The 17,711-nt window shown below is 66.6% G+C and carries 15 protein-coding genes and 1 pseudogene; 10 read left to right on the plus strand and 6 right to left on the minus strand.

The annotated features are described in order from the left end of the window. Positions 1–244 precede the first annotated feature (244 nt). From AB0I81_RS17190 to AB0I81_RS17210, 5 genes and pseudogenes are all read left to right on the plus strand, one after another. Positions 245–541, plus strand: coding sequence for a BRCT domain-containing protein (locus tag AB0I81_RS17190; protein WP_014011546.1), 297 nt, complete (start codon positions 245–247; stop codon positions 539–541). A gap of 29 nt (positions 542–570) precedes the next feature. Next, a complete protein-coding gene (locus AB0I81_RS17195) occupies positions 571–1,026 on the plus strand; it encodes a hypothetical protein (protein WP_351502956.1) in 456 nt (151 codons plus the stop codon). 3 nt (positions 1,027–1,029) lie between these two features. After that, a pseudogene (locus AB0I81_RS17200) lies at positions 1,030–1,590 on the plus strand (recombinase family protein); the annotation flags it as partial. A gap of 557 nt (positions 1,591–2,147) precedes the next feature. Next, entirely contained in the window at positions 2,148–3,575 is a 1,428-nt protein-coding gene (locus tag AB0I81_RS17205; protein WP_360657225.1) for an AMP-binding protein, read from the plus strand. Positions 3,576–3,609: 34 nt separating this feature from the next. After that, the gene (locus AB0I81_RS17210; RefSeq protein ID WP_360657227.1) at positions 3,610–4,638 is read left to right on the plus strand and encodes a hypothetical protein; all 1,029 of its coding nucleotides are present in this window, start codon (positions 3,610–3,612) and stop codon (positions 4,636–4,638) included. Between the two features lie 3 nt (positions 4,639–4,641). Here the strand turns inward: AB0I81_RS17210 and AB0I81_RS17215 are convergent, their stop codons facing one another. Further along, a complete protein-coding gene (locus tag AB0I81_RS17215) occupies positions 4,642–7,950 on the minus strand; it encodes a BTAD domain-containing putative transcriptional regulator (RefSeq protein WP_360658593.1) in 3,309 nt (1,102 codons plus the stop codon). A 322-nt stretch (positions 7,951–8,272) separates the two neighbouring features. Beyond that, positions 8,273–9,328: a LuxR C-terminal-related transcriptional regulator gene (locus AB0I81_RS17220; RefSeq protein ID WP_360657230.1), complete on the minus strand. Its 1,056-nt coding sequence runs from the start codon at positions 9,326–9,328 to the stop codon at positions 8,273–8,275. A 73-nt stretch (positions 9,329–9,401) separates the two neighbouring features. On the opposite strand from AB0I81_RS17220, the gene AB0I81_RS17225 reads away from it, so the two are divergent. After that, positions 9,402–9,824: a CPBP family intramembrane glutamic endopeptidase gene (locus AB0I81_RS17225; protein WP_360658595.1), complete on the plus strand. Its 423-nt coding sequence runs from the start codon at positions 9,402–9,404 to the stop codon at positions 9,822–9,824. 104 nt (positions 9,825–9,928) lie between these two features. Next, the gene (locus AB0I81_RS17230) at positions 9,929–10,474 is read left to right on the plus strand and encodes a helix-turn-helix domain-containing protein (RefSeq protein WP_360657232.1); all 546 of its coding nucleotides are present in this window, start codon (positions 9,929–9,931) and stop codon (positions 10,472–10,474) included. 21 nt (positions 10,475–10,495) lie between these two features. On the opposite strand, the gene AB0I81_RS17235 is transcribed toward AB0I81_RS17230, so the two are convergent. Both AB0I81_RS17235 and AB0I81_RS17240 read right to left on the minus strand, forming a co-directional pair. Further along, complete coding sequence (locus AB0I81_RS17235; RefSeq protein WP_360657235.1) at positions 10,496–11,854, minus strand: FAD-binding protein; 1,359 nt, start codon at positions 11,852–11,854, stop codon at positions 10,496–10,498. A 369-nt stretch (positions 11,855–12,223) separates the two neighbouring features. Beyond that, complete coding sequence (locus AB0I81_RS17240; protein ID WP_360657238.1) at positions 12,224–12,562, minus strand: helix-turn-helix domain-containing protein; 339 nt, start codon at positions 12,560–12,562, stop codon at positions 12,224–12,226. A gap of 90 nt (positions 12,563–12,652) precedes the next feature. Here AB0I81_RS17240 and AB0I81_RS17245 point away from each other — a divergent pair, with 90 nt between their 5' ends. The 3 genes from AB0I81_RS17245 to AB0I81_RS17255 all read left to right on the plus strand — a co-directional run bounded on the left by AB0I81_RS17245 (position 12,653) and on the right by AB0I81_RS17255 (position 15,350). Continuing rightward, positions 12,653–13,537, plus strand: coding sequence for a pirin family protein (locus AB0I81_RS17245; RefSeq protein WP_360657241.1), 885 nt, complete (start codon positions 12,653–12,655; stop codon positions 13,535–13,537). Between the two features lie 84 nt (positions 13,538–13,621). Next, positions 13,622–14,560 (plus strand): NmrA family NAD(P)-binding protein, encoded by a 939-nt coding sequence (locus AB0I81_RS17250; protein WP_360657244.1) that lies wholly within the window; start codon positions 13,622–13,624, stop codon positions 14,558–14,560. A 364-nt stretch (positions 14,561–14,924) separates the two neighbouring features. Beyond that, a complete protein-coding gene (locus AB0I81_RS17255; RefSeq protein ID WP_360657246.1) occupies positions 14,925–15,350 on the plus strand; it encodes a spore-associated protein A in 426 nt (141 codons plus the stop codon). Between the two features lie 502 nt (positions 15,351–15,852). Here the strand turns inward: AB0I81_RS17255 and AB0I81_RS17260 are convergent. After that, positions 15,853–17,127: a cytochrome P450 gene (locus tag AB0I81_RS17260; RefSeq protein ID WP_360657249.1), complete on the minus strand. Its 1,275-nt coding sequence runs from the start codon at positions 17,125–17,127 to the stop codon at positions 15,853–15,855. Positions 17,128–17,135: 8 nt separating this feature from the next. Next, positions 17,136–17,693, minus strand: coding sequence for an ATP/GTP-binding protein (locus AB0I81_RS17265; RefSeq protein WP_360657252.1), 558 nt, complete (start codon positions 17,691–17,693; stop codon positions 17,136–17,138). Between the last annotated feature and the right edge of the window lie 18 nt (positions 17,694–17,711).

Genomic DNA, 17,711 nt, shown 5'->3' on the forward strand with positions numbered 1-17,711 from the left:
TGTTGGATATATAAGTAATAATGAGATACCTTCAAAATCTATTTTAATAATGATAATTTACGCTATTATCTTTATATCTATTTCGCTTATTATATCTAAGAATAGAAAACAAGATATTGCTTAATTTTATAAATAATGAGTTAACTAAGTTCAATAAAGTATACTTTATTGAACTGTTTTTGGTTAGTGGTATAATAGGTATTGTAGGTGTTCAATAGACTTGTTCAAAAAAAGAGGTGGAAAATTGTTAGAAAATGAATATTTCGTGTTCACTGGAACACTCACCACAATGACGAGAAAACAGGCGCAAGCTATTATTTCAGGGCTAGAAGGTCATAATCAAAGTAGTGTCACGAAAAAAACCACACGGCTGGTGACAGGCTATTTCCCCATTGATTTAATCAAAGGCTATTCCCCTTCTCAAAAACTGACAGAAGCAGAACAAGCAATTGAATCCGGACAGCCTTTAATTATCATGAGCGAAAAAGAGTTTGTGGACTTTTTAGCACAATTTTTCCAATTACTCGCAAAAGGGCTATAAACAATCATAAAAGAAAGAGAGAAACTATAATGAAAAAAATAATCGCATTGAGTAGTATTGTTCTTCTAGCTATTTTTGGACTTGTAGCATGTGGTACGAACTCCCAAAAATTATCGAAAGAGAATATTGACCGTATTCATTTTACCATTACCAATGGGAGTAACTATCAATTTCAAGAAACGGATATGAATATCAAGGAAAAAGAAATGGTTTCATCAATTGTCGATTATCTTGATGAGTTGGATTTATCCAAAAAAAATGAGGTCAAAGATACTGGCGGTTTAGTCGGTGCTAGTACGTATACACTGGATTTGAACCGTGGAACAAAATTTGTCAGAAGATACATGATTTATGGCGATTACATCACCATTGGTAAGGATAAAAGACAGCAAGTGATTTATAAAGTGAAACATGATAAACTATCTGATTTACTTAAAACGTTGGACGATTTGGCAGAAGCCAATAATGATAAAGAGGGGGAGTAGAAAATGGCAAAAATAGGTTATGCTCGTGTTTCAAGCAAAGAACAGAACCTAGACCGCCAGTTAGAAGCCTTACAGGACGTTTCTAAGGTGTTTTCAGATAAGGCAAGCGGACAATCTACTGAACGTCCTCAATTACAAGCCATGCTGACTTATTTACATGAGGGTGATATTGTCGTGGTGACAGAATTAGACCGCTTAGGACGAAATAACAAAGAATTAACCGAACTGATGAACCAAATTCAACAAAAAGGCGCAACGCTGGAAGTCTTAAACTTGCCATCCATGACAGGGATTGAAGACGATAATTTAAGGCGTTTAATCAATAACTTAATGATTGAATTGTACAAATACCAAGCAGAAAGTGAACGAAAACGGATTAAAGAACGGCAAGCCCAAGGGATTGCCATTGCCAAACAACGCGGACGATTTAAAGGACGAAAAAAGAAATATTCTTTTAAAGATGAGGGATTGCAACATGCCTTTGACTTATACCAACAAGGATTAACAGAAAAAGAAATCGAGCGTAAAACTGGAATTAATCGAACGACTTTTCGACGTTACCGGCCGGTTCCGCGTGTCCGTGAATCAGCCGCTGGCTCCGCCGCGGTTGATGGTGGTTTCGATCTTCTCAAGCTTCCTGATCTTGACCTCGAGCTTTTTCTTCTTCATCGCCATCTCCTCGCTCTCGATCGCAAGCCCGACGGCTCCGAGAACAACCGGCACACGCGCCCGAATTGGACATGAGTCCCGCTCATCACCGCCTTACCAGCCGAGATCATCACATGCGGCGAGCATGGCGGTCAATGCGTACGCTCTCGTGGCCACCCAGCTGGAGATCACCGAACGGAACGGCCGGCCGGGCGTCCGGGACAGTCTCGTCCTCGCATGTGGTGAGCGTGTGGAGCCGTTGTGGAGTCCGCCGCGATCATTGGCCGGGAGGCGATCGCCTCCAGTCGAACGGAGGAACCTGTGGTCAGAATGAGCCTGCGCTATGCCAGGTACGCACTCAGCACCCTGACGACCGCACTGTTCCAACTGCCCTGCAGTTGATGGAACACGGTCGGCCGGTCTCCGGACCGGCCGACCGGCCGTTTCTGTGCCGTCAGATGAATTGAGGCCCCATGCTTGCCACAGCCGCTCGACAGCTCCGCTATGTCGCCACCGTGCTCCGCGGCGGCCGATTCGACGTGGACGCTCTGCGCAAAATGGTGACCGACCTCCGCCAGACGCTCGACGAGCTGGGCGAGCCAGGTGACGGCGCCGACGAGATGCTACCCGGCAGCGGTGTCGACGACCCGGAGATCCGCCGGGCGATGGCGGACCGGCGGCTGCGCCAGGCGATCCGCCAGGCCGCCGAGCACACCGCCTACTACCGGCTCTGGTTCGAGGAGCACGGCGTCGATCCGGCCCGGATCGGTCTCGATCAACTGCACCAGGTCGCCTCCACGCCCAAGTCGGCCCTGCGCGGCGCCGGGCCGGCGTTCATCTCCGACCGGAGCGAACCGGTCCTGATGGCACAGACCACCGGCACCACCGGGACGCCGACCGTCGTCTGGTTCTCGCGCTACGAGCTGGAGCTCTCGGCGGTGCTGTCGGCGATCTCGTACCTGATGGTCGGCGGCGTGCGCGAACACCACGTCAGCATGTCGTGTGTCAGCTCGCGGGCGACGGTGGGCCTGATCTCGGTGCAGCGGGCGCTGGGCCTCGTCGGCGCCGGTTTCGTCGCGCAGGGGCTGGTCGACCCGGGCATCGCGCTGGACCGGCTGGCCACGCCGCTGCACCTGCCGGGGAAGGCGCCGCACATCACCGACCTGTACACCGTTCCCTCCTACCTGGGGGCGCTCGTGCAGCGGGCCGAGCAGGACGGCTGGCAGGCCGGGGACTTCGGGCTGCGCCAGATCCTGACCGGAGCGGAGATCCTGACCGACGCGCTCCGCGAACGGGTGCGCGAGGTGTTCGACGTGCCGGTGTCCGATGTGTACGGAATGACGGAGCTGGTGCCGACCACCGGACTCGTATGCGCCCGGCAGCACCTACATCTGGCCTCCGAGCAGGCCCACTTCGAGGTGCTCGACCGCGCCGCCGACACCCCGGCGGCGGTGGGTGAGATCGGCGAGCTGGTGGCGACGCCGTACGCTCCCTACCGCGACACGACGCTGCTCGTCCGATACCGGACGGGCGATCTCGTCCGCCGGCTCCCGGACGAACCCTACGGCTGCGAGCTGGCCCAGTTGCCGGCCACCTCGCCGATCGTCGGGCGGGCCAAGCACTTCACCGGCGGGCCGACCGCCCGCGACATCCTGGAGGTGCTGCAGGGGGTGCGGGAGGTCCCCTTGCCGACCCGGTACGCGCTGAGCGGCGATCCGCTCAAGCCCGATCTTCACGTCGTCGCACCAGAGGGCGTTCTCGGCCGGATCGAGGACCTGGCGACGGCTCGTTCGCTCCAGGTCGCCGACATCGTGCTCGTCGATGAGGCCCGAGACCTTCCCGAGCCGTGCCGCGTACGCGCGGACCTGTACGAGCACAGCTTCGAGACGTCGCGTTCGTAGCGGCGATCACCCCCCTCGGCGGCCCGGAGACCCCATGTTCACCCTGCAGAACTTCGCGCTACTCGACCTTCTCATCGCTCTGACCGTGGTGCTCGGCCTCGGCTACGCGCACCGGTTCCGGCTGCCACGGCCGCCGGTGGGGCGTTCCACCGCCTCCGACGTGCTCATCATGAGCTGCCTGGTGGTCGTGATGCCCATCACCTACCTCGCCATGCCGGCTCCGGCCGTCTCCGCGGTGTTCGGCGTCATGATCTTCGTCAGCCTGCAACTGGCCCTCGGGCCGTTGGTGGGCGGACGGCCCGCCACGGCCGCCGCCGTCCTGCTCGTCGCCGCCACGGCCGGAGCCGCCATCGCCGGGTACGGCACCTTGGTGCTGGTGCTCAATTCGGCCCTCATCATGATCGTCGTGATCGGTGTGACGACTCTGTGGACGCAGACCGGGATGACCGCCGGCCACGTCGCCGCGTTCGCCGCCACGCTGGCGGTCTACGACCTGTTCGCGACCGGTCTCGGCGACATGACCGATCGATTCCTGGCCCAGGTGGAGGGTTATCCGTTCGCGCCGCTGCTGGCCGTGACGACCGGGGCCGTACCGGTCGCGGCGGGCCTCGGCGACTGCCTGATGCTCGCGTTGTGGCCGATGGTCGCGACCAAGGCGTACGGCAGGACCGCGGGATGGGTCGGGGCGGCCTGCGGCATCGGCCTGATCATCCTGGTGCAGGTCGGATTCGCCACCGGGGTGCTCCGCTCGGGCATGGCGTTCCTCACCGTGCTGGGGCCGGCGATCCTGGTTCAGTATCTGGTCTGGCGCGGGATCCACGGGGCGGAACGCCGTACGAGCCGATGGCTCGGCGGCCCGGCACCGGTGGTCGACACGTCCGGCCGGGTGGATCGGCTGTCGGCCGCCCTCCGCACCGCCCGTACCGCGACCGACCGGCCGGCCGACACCTGGGTGGCCGTCGACGACGACGCGGTCATCGCCCAGGGGCCGACGCCTGGGACGGCGCTGCGCGCCGCCCGCCGGGCCGGTTACCAAGGCGTCCCGTTCATCAGGCAGCTCTAGCGGCTAGGACGGATACAGCAATGCGAATGTCTCACTCTGTTCGGGTACGTCGGCTTTCGTGGCAATGGCGTGGGCGCGTCGCCAGGCCGATCGGGCAGCGTCCTCGCTCCCCGTATCCCGGAGCGCGTACCCCAGAGTGATCAGAGCCCTTGCCTGGGCGAGCCGCTGCCCCGTCCGGCGGAAGATCCGCAGCGCCTCCGTACAGTGCTCCTGGCAGGTGACCGGCTCGCCCAGGCCAAGGTAAGCGGCCGCGATGGCGCTGTGCGCCTTGCCCAGCGCCAGGGGAAATCCGTCGCCGGCCAGGCGCCGGGCGCCGTCGGCGTGGGCCAGCGCCTCCGCGTGCAGCCCCCGGGAGCGGGCCAGCTCCGAGCGCGCCAGCAACAGCTCCACCTGGTTCGGCCGGTGGCCGGTGTGCTCGGTGACGGCCGCGGCGGCGGCCAGATGGTCGTCGGCGTCTCCGGCGTTCCCGCTCCTGATCTTCGCCAGGGCCAGCCCGATCAGCGCGCGCACCTCGATGTCGTGGTTATCGACGCTCCTGGCCACGGAGATCGCCTCCGACAGGGTCCGGAGCGCGGACTCGTGGCGACCGGCGTCGCGGTGCACGCCGCCGAGGGATTCCAGCGCCATCGCCTCCACGTACGGGGAACCGATCTCGCGCCCGACCGACCATGATCCGTTGAGCGTGTCGAGAGCGTCCCCGAGCCGGCCCAGCTCCCGCTGAACCACTCCGAGGTTGGTGCGGACGACGGCCTCAAGCTGGCGCTTGCCGATCTCGATGGCCGCGTCCAGCGCCTGCCGGTGGCGCTCTTCCGCGTCTCGCAGGCGGCCGAGGTCGAGATACAGCGCCGCCAGGTTGCCGAGGCTGGACGTCTCGCCCGCGCGGTTGCCAAGCTCACGGTCGATGGCCAAGGCCCGCCGGAACCGGTTGACGGCCTGCTCGGGCGTCCCGGCCTGGGCGAGGGCCGCGCCACTGGCCCGCAGGGCGGCCGACTCTCCCGCGCGCCAGCCCGCGCGGCGCAGGAAGGGCAGCGCTTGGCGGTAGGCGTCGATGGCGGCGTCCAGGTCGGCGATCCGCCACCGTACGTATCCGACGGACATCAGCATCGCGCCTTGCCCCATGACGTCCTGCTCGGCGCGAGCGGCTTCGAGCCCGAGTTCGGCGATGCGCAGGCACTCGGCGATGGGTCGTTTCCAGGACATGACGTCTCTCAGAGCGTCGGCCAGCCGCCAGGCCATGGCGTGGGGGCCGCGCTCCGCCGCGCGTGCGATCATCGCGGCGATGGTGTCCCACTCCTGGTCGAGCCAGTTCGACGCGTCGGCCGCGGTGCCGAAGGAGAGGGGCGTCGCCTCCGCGGCCGGCCCGACCGGCACCGGCCCGCCCTCCGCCGGCCCGACCGGCGCCAGCCCGCCCTCCGCCGGCCCGACCGGCACCGGCCCGTCCGGCGCCGGTCCGACCACGCGCACATCGACGTGCTCGCCCGCGGAGACGATCGTCCGCAGGTAGAAGTCCAGGTACCGGTTTATTGCGGTTTCGCGCTCGGCGGGCGGGTCCTCCGCCTCGGTCCGTTCGGCGGCGTACGCGACCAGCAGGTCGTGGCAGGTGTAGCGGTCCTGTTCCGCGTTCATCAGGTGGACCCGCGCCAAGCCCTCCAGCAGCTCGGCCGTGCCGGCCGGAGAGTAGTCCGCCAGCGCCGCCGCGCCCGCGACGGTGATGCCGGTGTTCGGCACCAGCCCGATCAGCCGGAACAGCCGCCGTCCCGCCGGGGTCAGCGCCTCATACGATCGGCCGACCGCGCCACGCACCGCCGTACGCCGATCGCCTTCGACCTCCAGGTGGGAGAGCAGGTCGTGCTCGCCGAGCTCGGCCACGTAATGGGCAAGCGTCTTGTACGGGCCGCCTGCCACCCTGGCGCCCGCCACCCGCAGGGCCAGCGGCAGGCGCGCGCAGAGGTCGGCCAGGCGGGCGGCGGCGTGCGGTTCGCCGCGGATCCGGTCGGGTCCCACGGTGTCGGCGAGCAGATCGACGGCCGCGTCGGGGTCGAGCACGTCCAGCGTGATCCGCCCGGCGGACTCCAGCGCCACCAGACCGCTCAGCCGGTCCCGGCTGGTGACCAGAATCCGGGAACCGGTTTCCGGGGGGATGAGCGAACGGATCTGATCCGGCTCGGCGGCATTGTCCAGCACCACGAGAACGCGCTGTCCGGCCAGGATCGACCGGTAGAGGCCGAGCTGGACCTCCAGTTCGACGGGGATATCCTCCGCCGGCCAGCCGAGCCCCTGGATCAGGCGCGGCAACGCCTCGGCCGTGCTCATCGGCTGCGCCTGGTCGAACCCGCGCAGGTCGAGGAAGAGCTGCCCGTCGGGGAACCGTTCCGCCACGCGGTGCGCCCAGTGGACGGCGAGCGTGGTCTTGCCCACTCCAGCTCCCCCGACCACCAGGATGGTCCGCGCGACCGACAGTTCGTCCAGGTGTTTGAGCTCCGTGCGCCTGCCGATCAGCCGGCCCACCGCCGGCGGGAGCTGCCGGGGAACGAGGCGGCGTACGGTCTCGCGCTCGGGAGGGGTGGGCACCGCGTCGTTGCCCAGGATCGCGGCGCGCAGGCGCTGCAGCTCGGCGCCCGGTTCGACACCCAGCTCGCTCGCCAGCAGCGTTCGGACCTGGCTGAACATCTCCAGAGCCTCCGCCCGCCTGCCGGACCGGTGCAGTGCCAGGATGAGCTGCCGCCAGACGCCTTCGTTGAGCGGGTGGGCCTCGGCGAGCGCTCGCAGTTCGCCGATCAGCTCCTCGTGCCGGCCCAGCCGCAGGCGGACGTCGGTCCAGTCAGAGCGGGCCGAGAGCGCCAGCTCCTCCAGCAACGCGACGCGAGGCTCCACGGACGAGGTGAGCAGCGCGTCCTCGGCCGGCCGGCCGCGCCACAACGACAGGGCGGCCCGGTACGCGTCGCTCGCCGCGGCCAGGTCGCCGGCGTCCGCGTGGCCGCGGGCCCTGCTCAGGGTGTCCTCGAAGACGAGCAGGTCGAGCTGGGTCCGCTCCAGGTTCAGGAGATAGCGGTGGTCCTGGGTGACGAGGTGGGGGACGACCGTTCGCCGCAGGCGGGTGACGTAGCTGTGGATGTTCGACACCGCCGACGCGGGCGGCACCTCCCACAGGCAGTCGATCAGGCGCTCCAGGGAGACCGGCGTGTTGGGATAGAGCAGTAACACGCCCAGCACGGACCGCTGCTTCTCCGAGAGCCGCACAGGCTTGCCTCCGGCAAGAGCCTGAACGGAACCGAGAATCCCGAACACGGTCACAGTCGACTCCCGATTCATCACGGTGTGCTCCGGGCCACCGGGGCTGCCCGACTCGGGGTGACTGTAGTACTGACACGTCTTGGAGGGGCGGGATCATGAAAAATCCCGCCCCGGCCTGGACGGTCGGGCCCTGCGGCGACTGACGTGGATCGTCGTTTCCGGTGAGGTGTTGAAGCAGAAGCGGATTCCTGGGGGCTCAAGAACTCGAATCACTTCCGGCACAGAGCCCTTCGTCCGGCGAGCGGAAGGGCTCAGGGCACCGAACGGAGGGCAATTGAGTGCACACCTATTGCATTCATATCCATCTCCGTAAGACCTTCTTAGCCCGCCTGAACAGACGTCACGGGACGATGCTCGGCAGGTAGTGCTCATCGAGAATATGGGACACGAGCTGGCCTCGGCTGCGCACGCCGACCTTGGCGAAGATGGACTTGAGGTGGTCCTGCACCGTGCCGGTGGAGATGCTCAGATCGGTGGCGATTCCGGCGTACGTCGTACCGGCGATGACCCGCTGCAACACTTCCCGCTCGCGGGGGGTGAGGGCGTAGGCGAGCATCAGCAGTTGGGAGATCTCCGAGGCCGGGGCCGCCTGGATGACGACCGAGACCTCCGCCGCGTCGCCCCCGTCGAGCGGGGAGCCCCAGAGCGACAACCAGCGGCCGGTCCGCGTACGGACCCTGGCGTGGGCGCGGGAGCCGTGGCCGGCGCGGGCCGCCGCCGCCACCTCGTGCACGGCGATCCGGAGCGGCGACAGTTCCTCCAGATTGCGGCGGGCGATCTCGTTGGCGGCCAGCGTGCCCCCGCCTCCGTCCAGAATCAGGACCCCGGGACCGCCGGGATCGCCGCTCACCCCCGCCGCCGCGTCCCTGCGGCACGCGGCGGTCCTGAGCGCCACTGCGACGGGGGCGGAGATGGCCTGGAGCAGGTCGGCTTCACCGTCGGTGAAGTCGGCCCGTCCGCCGCCGCGGAACATGGACACCGTGCCCCAGCACCTGCCGTCGGCCACGAAGGCGGCCCGCATCTCGTGCCGCGCCTCAATGAGGGACAGCACCGAGCGGTACCGGTGGCTGGCGGCCAGGTCCCCGCCGGTGCTCTGACTGAGGATCGCCACCGTACGACGGGACCTGGCCAGGTCGGCGAACTTGCCGAAGTCCTCGACCAGGTACTCGTTGAACACGGCTGGGGCGACACCGCTGGCGGGTATCGCGTCGGACACCACGTCGATGCGCAGCAGCGTCCACGGATCGATCGTGCTGAAGCAGTACGCGTCCGTGGGAACGGCGCGCCGCAGCCGCTCGGCGATCCTGCCGCGCAGGGTTCGCGAGTCCAGGTCGAGCCGGCAGATCGCCGTGATGTCGCGAACGGCTTCGCGCTGTGTGACAGAGAGCCTCGTCATGGGCGGGCAGCCTATCGGCCAGAATCCGACAATCCCCTATTTCTGGGATACGCCCGTACGAGACCGCACCCGTATGGTGTCTGTCGATCGACGGCCGCCCACGACCGGCGGCCCGCCACGACAAGGGGGAGCGCCTCCTACCTCGGCCGGGCACGCGGCTGACCGTTCTCGCGCGATTCGAAAGTCTGGAGTTTCACGTTGGGCGGCCTGCCTTCCGGAACCAGAAAGTCCTCGGAGTCAGCCGGGTCTCCTGGCGCTGGGTGCTCGGCGGCCTCGGAGCCGGGCTGGGCGCGTTCCTGGTCGCCCGTCTGGCGGCGCCGTCGTCTTCGCCTTCGCGCACGGCATCAACGCGGTCCTCATCACTGCCCTCGTCGTCGGCCTGGTCGCCGGCGAACTGCGCCGCCACAGCGGATCGATCTGGCCCGGCGTGATGGTCCACATCGTGAACAACTCGCTGGTCGCGATCATCACTTTCGTCCTCGCACCCTCAAGCTGATCTTGAATGACCGCCTGGGGTAGCCTCGGGGAATGCAAGGTTCGCCCCGGTCATACCATTCGCCACGTCGCGAGAGGGATGCGCTGAGGACCCAACAGGAGATCTTGGAGAGCGCTCGCGACCTGTTCATCGCCCGTGGTTACGCCCGGGTGACGATGAACGACATCGCGCGCACCGCGGGAACGGCGTTGAAGACCGTGTACGCCAGCGTGGGCACCAAGACCGACATCCTGCACCGGCTCATCGAGATCGACATGGCCGACTCGATGTGCAAGAAGACCGTGGAAAACCTGCGGGACGCGGCCGACTTCGCAACGTCCATCGCTTTGGTGGCCCGCGGCACCCGTACCGACAACGAACGTTCCCGCTCCACGCTCGACCTGCTGGACGCGTCCGTGGCGAGCGACGACGGCGCGCGGCGGACGTGGGAGCACGTGGTCTCGGGGTACCGCGCCGGGCTGCGGGCGTCTGGGGAGGTCATGCTCGGGAAGGGCTTTCTCGACCCGCGTTACGACCTCGATGGCGTGACGGACCGGCTGTGGTTCTGCTTCGGGCTGAGCGCCTGGCGTACGCTCATCGTCGAGTGCGGATGGACCTACGACGAGGCCGAACGCACACTCGCACGCCAGGCCACCTTCATCTTCGAATGAAAGGCGCGCCCCCCGGCGTCGTCATGAGCCGACCGGCCGGATCGGGTGATTGGCCCTGATGATGTCCAGCGGGTCGTAGGTCTTCTTGACCTCCTGCAGCCTGCCGAGCACGTGCGCGGGCTCGAAGGCGAGCCCCTCGGCACGCCGTTCGGTGAAGTTCCGGTACGAGCTGGGCGCCCGCCAAGGCGTCATGGCCGTGGCAAGGGCGTCGAGGGTGGCGTGCACAACACCGGCGGCGCCGGCGTCAGGCGTGATCCCGGCGGAGAACACGGCGAAGGCGGAGTCCAGCGAGGGCACCGCGCCACCCTCGCTCGCGCCCGGGGCGAGAGCGCCGCCGAGATGCCGCGCCTCAAGGGTCAGCAGCGGGACGTCGCGACCGGGACCGGCCACCGCCAGCAGCGCGGCCAGGGCCTCATCGGGCAACCCGGTGACCTGGAACCCGTCCCCGGTCGCCGGGGTGGGACCGGGCGGGTCGAGATGGAGCAGGTGCAGGCCGGTGACGGGGGTGGGGGCGAAGGTGTCCAGCTCGGGGGCGAGTTCCCGTAGCGGGGCTAGCAGGTCGTCGGCCTGCCGCGGGTCGAGTTGCGCGACCGCTTCCACCGCGACCAGGGAACGACCGCGGAACGGCTGCGGGATCTCCTCCACCGGCGGGAAGCGGAGCAACCGGCCGAGCGAGGTGACCGAGTCCGGGACGGTCCTGGTCCAGTCGCGCCAGCGGGTCAGCACGGCCTCGGCCCGCTCCAGCGGCCAGTACATCGCGCCCGCGTGCACCTGGGAGATGGGGAACAGGCCGAACTCGAGCTCGGTGACCACCCCGAAGCTGCCGCCACCCCCGCGGATGGCCCAGAACAGCTCCGGCTCGTGTTCGGCGTCCACGTGCAGGACGCGGCCGTCGGCGGTCACCACCGTGGCGGCGGTGACGTGGTTGGCGGCCAGGCCGTGGGAGCGGGCGAACCAGGACAGGCCGCCGCCGAGGGTGTAGCCGACCACGCCGACGTCGGCCGCGGTGCCGCTCAGGCCGGCCAGCCCGTGCTCGGCGGCGGCTTCGGTGACCTCCGCCCACACCACGCCGGCACCCACACGCGCCCGACGCCGGCCGGCGTCGATGCGCACCTGTGCCATCTCGGACGTACGCAGCAGAATCGTGTCGTCAAGCGGGCCGAGCGGTGCGGCATTGTGCCCGCTGCCTTGCGGCGCCACCCGCAGCCCCAAGGTCCTGGCCGTGTCCAGCGTGACGGCCACGTCGGCGGCGGACCGGGCCAGCACCACCGCGGCCGGGCGCTGGTCCACGGCCAGTTGCCACGCGGACCGCCCGGCGTCCCAGCCCTGATCGCCGGGCAGGATCAGCACACCGTCGAGGTGCCGAGCCAGCTGTACCAACTCATGAGGGGAAGTGTCAGTCACGGTAATCGGACCTTCCGATCGGGTTCGTTGTCCCGATCAAGGGTGCCGAGGTACGTGAGCGGGCCCCATCCCACAAATGAGGGATGTGTCGCGTGCGTGCCGCGTGAGAACCTGGCGTGACCACGAGGCCGAATGCGACCCACAGCACTGCGGCCACGTCCCTGAAGCTATCGGTCATCCAACTGACGGCGCAGCGACGCTCGCCGCTGTGTGCGGGGGCTCCGGACATCCGTGCAGATGACTTCGGAAACCGACAGGCACCGTCTGCTCCGGAATCTCCATCCGCGACCGCGGCTGCTCGGTCATCCGCGTCCGTGGCCACGCGCAGGGCGGGAGTGCTCGGCGTCAGGCGTCGTGTGGCGGGAGACGGCGTTCGTTCCAGCGCGCCAGCGGCTGGAGGAGGGAGATCAGCTCTTCGGCTTCGGGTGTGAGGGTGTACGTGATCTGGACCGGTGTGCTGGGAATGACCGTGCGTTGGATGAGCCCGCGGCCCTGGAGCTGCTTGAGTCGCAGCGTCAGCTGGGGATCCGAGATGCCCGGAACCAAGGCACGGTACTCCTTGAAACGGCGAGCGCCTCTGGCCGCGGCGAGCAGGATCGGTCCGGTCCAGCGAACCCCGATGATCTCGATCGCACGCAAGATGCGGTGGCAGTTCTCCTCGTCGACAGGAGTGCCCGGCGGCATAGTCACTTATCTAGAGTAAGTAACTTTGGTGGCCTTTGCCAAGGCGGGCCGGTGAGCGGGAGGCTTTCTCTGACCGACGAGAGGGGCATCATGACCGTACAGACGGTGGACCGGCGGGTGGACCGGGTGCTCGACAAGGTGGACCTCGGTCCGACCCCCATGTCCGCTCACAGCGCGCTGATCATCGCACCCAGTAACGACGGCTGGACCGATCCGTTCCTGCTCATGGGAGAGGAACTGGTCAACCAGCCGGGGTTCGAGTGGCATCCGCACCGCGGGATGGAGACCGTGACCCTCATCCTGGACGGGGCACTGGAGCACGGCGACAGCATGGGTAACGCCGGTGTACTCGGGCCGGGAGACGTGCAGTGGATGACCGCGGGGCGGGGTGTCATCCATCGCGAGGTCGCTGCCCGTTCGGAGCACGCCCATGTGATCCAGATGTGGCTCAACCTTCCGTCGCATCAGAAGTCGGTGCCTACCGGCTATCAGGACCTGCGGGCCGGCAAGCACGCCGTGCACACCGAGCCGGGTGTGCTGGTCCAGGTGATCTCGGGCGAGACCGGGGCGGTACGCGGGCCGGCAGTCAACCATTGGCCGATCCTGGGCATGGTGATCACGCTCGATCCGAGGGCCGAGTACCGTCAGGTGCTCGACGGGAGCGAACGCGCTTTCGTGTACGTGATCGCGGGCCGGCTGATCGTCGGTGGCCGGACCGTGCGTGCCGGGCAGATCGCCTGGTCCGATCCCGTGTCCCGGCAGGGCGACCCGACCACGCTGACCTTGGTCGCCGCCGACGCCGACGAACAGGCTGTGGTGATGTTGTTCTCCGGCCGGCCCATCGGGGAGTCCGTTGTCGCCCACGGCCCGTTCGTGATGAACACCCGGGCCGAGATCGCGCAGGCGTACCGCGACTTTCACTCCGGCAGGTTCGGCAGCATCCCGCGACACACGCGCTTGCCCGCCGGGGCCTGATCCATCGAGGCCACGCCCACGTCTCGCGACGATGCTCCGGGCGATCGGCCATCCGCAAGCAAGTCAGACGAAGGAGTAACGGCAATGACGACAGTTCTGGTGGCGGGCGCGACCGGTAGCCTCGGCAGCCTGATCGTGAAGAACCTGCTGGATCGGGGCGCCGACGTGCGTGCGCTGGTCCGGAAATCCTCATTGGACAAGCTGACGGCGCACCCGAATCTGACGCCGTGCGTCGGCGACCTGACAGACGGTGCGGACGCGCTGCAGCACCACGTCGACGGCGTGGAGGTCGTCGTGTCCGCGGTCCAGGGCGGGCCGGAAGTGATCATCGACGGACAGCGGGAGCTGCTGCGGGCCGCGGAGCGGGCCGGCGTGCACCGGATGATCCCGTCGGACTTCTCGATCAACCTCTACGGCTACGGCTACGGTGTCAACATCTTGTCCGACCTCCGCCGCGTGTTCGCGGACTCGTTCGCCACATCGACGGTCGCACGCACGTCGGTGGCGATCGGCGCGTTCCCGGAATACTTCCTTGGCGCGGTCCACGAGGTGCTCGACCCGGCGGCCGGCACGTTCTCGGTGTGGGGTGAGGGCACGCGCCCGATCGACATCACCACCATCCCGGACACCGCCGCGTTCACGGCCGCGATCGCACTCGACCCGAGGACCGCGGGCCGCGACGTGCACGTGGTCGGCCGGCAACTGTCCATGCTGGAACTGCGAAACGAGGTCGAAGCCGCGTCCGGACGGCGGTGGGAACTGGTGCGCAAGGGCACGCTGCAGGACCTGCGTGCGGAAGTGGTGCGCCGACAGTTCACGGCGTCCAGCCCGCTCGGGTACGTGGCCCTGCAGTACCAGGTGGCCATGTTCGACGGAACGGCCTCGCTGCGGGACGTACGCAACGCGGACTACCCGGACGTGACGCCGACCTCGCTGGCGGATTATCTGGCGGGCCCTGGCGCGGCGCACTTCACAGCGCCCGAAACAGCGCGGCGCCCAGATGAGTGGCCGACAGCGGTTTGAGAGGGCTATAAGTGATCTTGTGTCGTGTCGGGGGGTGAGTGGCCCATGGTGGATGAGGTCGTGGCAGGACTGGCAGACACGAGGATCTCCCGGCGGTTCCCTTGTGCCCCGCTGCCATGGGCTGCGCGGTGCCGCGAAGAAGACGCCACCGCCGCCATAGATCTTCTTTCATCGCGTCCAGGGGATGGCCCGCCGCACTTCGATCTCGCCGCCGGCGGACGATGGCCGACGTTCCGTTGCGCATCCGCAAAGCCAGAAAAACGGACACCGTGTGTGAACCATCACATCGAGCACCATTCGCGGACACCGACTACAAGCCGGTGATAAGCATGATCGCGCACCACTGACCATCGAAAGGAACTCCGTGCGCACACGCAAGCTGGCGACCATCCTGGCCGGCGCTGCCCTGGCCTCCGCCACCACCCTGATGGCGGGCGCCACCCCGGCCAGCGCAGCCGGACCCTGCGGCAACAGCTACACCCGCGTCGGCGTCTACAAGATCGGCGTCGAGAAGTACGGCTACCAGACCGGCACCCTGGAGGTCTACTACAGCTCCAGCACCGGCAAGAACTGCGCCCTCACCTACGGCGCCGGCCCCTACGCCAACAAGACCAGTTGGAAGGGCGTCGTCATCTCGCGCGGCGACGGCAGCGGCAAGGACACCGACGCCGGCGACTTCAAGTACTACGCCGGCCCCGTCTACGTCTCGGCGCCCGGCCAGTGCATCGACGTCGAAGGCATCTCACCCTCTTGGACGAGCGTCAAGCTCAACAACGTCCACTGCGGCTGAACCTCCCCCGGCACCCACGGGCACCCGTGGGTGCCGGAGCCCTGACGCCGGGGCTATTTGCGTTTGTGCACGTCGCGGCGGGCTCGGTGGGGCTGCTCGTGCGCGTCGGCGGACGGCGTCGCCGATGACCCGGTCGACGCCGCGGCGTTTGGACACGTGGTCGATGACCATCCGGCCGATCACCCCTCCGGTGATCTTGAGCGGCGTGTCAGGGATGCCCAGGCTTTGGAGCGCCCACCAAAACCATTGGGCGCGCTCCCGCTTCTTCTCCGCTCCGGGGTGCCTGCGTTCGGCCTCCTCGTGCAGCGCTTTCACCCAGTCGCGCTGCCGCTGGAAAGCGGCGGCGCGGAGCATCTCCCAGCCACTCACAGCCCGGGACCGCACTCCCCGCCGCACCTCGGCGAGCGTGGTGCGGGCGAGATCGGCCCGTACGGTCCCTTCAATGTGGTCGTAGACGGCCGGTTGCACGCCCACGCCCACCGCTGCCCGCCGGATTCCGACGTCAGATCTGATAACCGGGGGTGAACTCGACCGGCAGTGCCTCCAGGCTGCGCATCTGAATCGACGACCGCCACTCCAGCGACTCCGGCGGCACCGCCAGCACCACGTCAGGCAGCCGGTCGAGCAGCGTTTCCACCGCGATGTGCGCGATGATCTCGGCGATCTCCGGCGCGGGATGCGGGCAGCCGTGCGCGCCGTACCCGAACGACATGTGCGCGTGGTTGCCCGCGGAGCCCTGGTGGAAGTCGGGGTGTACCTTCGGGTCGAGGTTGGCGGCTGCCAGGCCGGAGATGAGCAGGTCGCCGGCCCTGATGTGACGCCCGCCGACCTGGGTGTCCATGATCGGCCACCGTCCGATGGCGATCTGCCCCGGGGCTTCCTTCCACAGCACCTCGTTCAGCGCCTGACCGACGCTGCGCCGGCCGCCCGACAGGGTCATGGCGAACCGGTCGTCGGTCAGCATGAGCTGGAGCGTGTTGCTGATCCAGGTGGCCGTCGGGTCGTGGCCCGCGGTCATGGTCAGCAACAGGTCCTGGATGAGCTCCTCGTCGCTCAGCCCGGCGGGATGGGCCAGCAGCCGGGAGGGCAGGTCGGGGCCGGGGTTGTGCCGCTTGAGGTCGAGCAGGCCGGCCATGATGGCATGCACGCGGTGGTAGGCCTGCATGGCGGCCGGGCCACCGTTCAGCGTCGTGGCGACCTCGCCGACCAGGGCACGGGTGTCCGAGTCCGGCATGCCCAGCATGGAAGCGAGAACGAGCAGCGGAATCGGGTTCGCGTACTGGGCCGTCAGGTCCGCCCGGCCCGAGCCGATGAAGGTGTTGATCAGCCCCTCCGTGACCCGCTCGCAGTTCGCGCGCAGCTCGAACTGGTCGGCCGCCGCCAGCGCCTCGCTGACCGCCCCCGCCCGGCGATCGTGAGCCGCGCCCACCTCGAACAGCATGGAGGGCTGGTAGCCGACGTACGCCATGAGGGGCCAGTCGGGCGGGATGTTGTCCCACTGGTTCCAATGGCGGGAGTCCCGGACGAACAGCGTGGGGTTGCTGAGCACGTAGCGCAGTTCGCGGTACCCGAGCACCAGCCAGCCCGGGATGTCGCCTTCCAGCAGGACCGGCACCACGGGCCCATGCCGGCGCATCTCCTGGAAGGCGGCGGCGGGGTCCTGGTGGTAGGTCCTGCCGTACATGCGGAAGGCGCCGTTGAACTCGCTCCGTTCCGGCCCTGCTGCCGGTACGGCGAACCAGGAGGCGGCGTCGGAGGATTGCATGGAATCAGTCATGAGGTCACCTACCGGGCGGAGGACAGAGCGTAGAGGTGGTTGACGAGCGTGATCAGCACGGCCTTGCTGGATTCCCGCCGCCGCGCGTCACACTCGACGAGCGGCACATCGGAGGAGAGGTCGAGCGCGTCCCGTACCTGGTCGAGGGAGTGCGTGGGGTCGCCGAACCGGTTGTGGGCCACGACGAACGGCGTGCGGTGGTGTTCGAGCCGGTCGATGGCGTACCAGGAGTCGGCCAGGCGCCGCGTGTCCACCAGTACGACGGCGCCGAGCGTTCCGGTGAACAGGCGGTCCCACAGGAACCAGAACCGTTCCTGCCCCGGCGCCCCGAACAGGTAGAGCACCATCTCGGGGTTCAGACTGATCCGGCCGAAGTCGAACGCCACCGTGGTGGTGGACTTGCGCTCCACGCCGCGCGCGTCGTCGACCTGCTCCCCTGCCAGGGTCAGCGTCTCCTCGGTGCTCAGCGGACGGATCTCACTGACTGACTTGACCATGGTCGTCTTTCCCACACCGAACCCACCGACGATCACGATCTTGAGTCCGGTGGTCGTGGAACCCGCCAAGGGAGTCCGCGCGACCGG

The sequence above is a fragment of the Nonomuraea sp. NPDC050404 genome, from assembly GCF_040655495.1.
Lineage (GTDB): Bacteria > Actinomycetota > Actinomycetes > Streptosporangiales > Streptosporangiaceae > Nonomuraea.